Below are 1,179 nucleotides of genomic sequence, written 5' to 3'. Positions count from 1 at the left end.
AGCAATAGCCATATCTAGTATTTCCATAACTGTTAAACTTTGGGCTAAATGTTCCTCTGCATACATGGTATCCTCATGATCAATCCAATTTGCAAAAATCTTAAATTCTGCGCCCATTTTATGCTCGCATGTATTCAATTCAAAATGATCCCTATAGCCATCATTTGTCCAAATATCAAATGAAGTGACCCTATTAGTAGCGCTATTGACTCTAATAGTACCTTTAGTACCTTGAATAGTTGCCCCATTTTCCCCTGTAGAATCCTTTGAAGCCATGCATACGGCTTTTGTGTATCCATAGTCCATGATTAAAACGCCAGATGTATCGATAGCATTCTCGATGTTAGGGTAGTAAGTAACTTTCTTTGGTTTCCCAATTAAGCCAACAACGAAATGTATATTGGATGAATTTAAATCCATTAAGGCACCGCCACCATTTTTGATATCAAAGGCCGGTAAGACGTTACCTGCTGTGAAAGAGTCATACTTACTCGAATATTTTGAGAAATTGCATTCAATTAACTTGATATCTCCAAGAAGTGGTAAAAGTTCACGGATTTTACCATAATTTTCGACGAACTGACCTGTTACAGCCTCAGCCAATACTAAATCGTAATCAATGGATAGTCGTTCTAATTCGATTAATTCCTTTTGTGACATCGTAAAAGGTTTCTCACATATAACATGCTTACCATGAAGTAAGGCTTCCTTAGCAAAAGGAAAATGTAAGTTATTAATGACGGCAACATATACTGTATCAATATCTGCTTCTGTCAAAAATTGATTGTAATCACTGTATACTTGATCAATGCCATATTGTTTTTGAAAGGCTATCGCCTTATCAACGCTTTTGGGTGTTGAGTTAATTGCAGTTACTTGTATTTCTGGCAACTCAGCAATTACCGGTAAAAATTGCTCAACCACTTTTCCAGTCCCCGCTATCCCTAATTTCAAATTTACCCCTCCATTAACCTAGAAATACCGCCAAACTAGGTGTTAACATTGTTTTCTGATAGCTAATTATAAACCTCTAAACCAATAAATTCTAGCCCTTTTTGACACAAATTTTATTTTTCATCTAAATTCATACAGAGCAATCGGTCCACCTTCTTTTTAAAAGACGAATTTACAATTTAAGTGCAACAACAATAATAAAATAAAAAAAGATCCATAGTTTTC

The 1,179-nt window shown here is 35.1% G+C and carries 1 protein-coding gene; it reads right to left on the bottom strand.

Annotated elements, in window-relative coordinates; all coding sequences use genetic code 11:
* Window positions 1-954, bottom strand: a 954-nt coding sequence (locus AC973_RS09425; RefSeq protein ID WP_048729952.1) for a Gfo/Idh/MocA family protein, incomplete at its 3' end; no start/stop codon positions are given.
* Window positions 955-1,179 lie beyond the last annotated feature (225 nt).

The sequence above is a fragment of the Carnobacterium sp. 1290_CSPC genome (assembly GCF_001053265.1).
Taxonomy (GTDB): Bacteria; Bacillota; Bacilli; order Lactobacillales; family Aerococcaceae; genus Aerococcus; species Aerococcus urinaeequi.
Note: the sequence above shows the minus strand (reverse complement) of the source record. Positions and strands in the feature narration are given on the sequence as shown.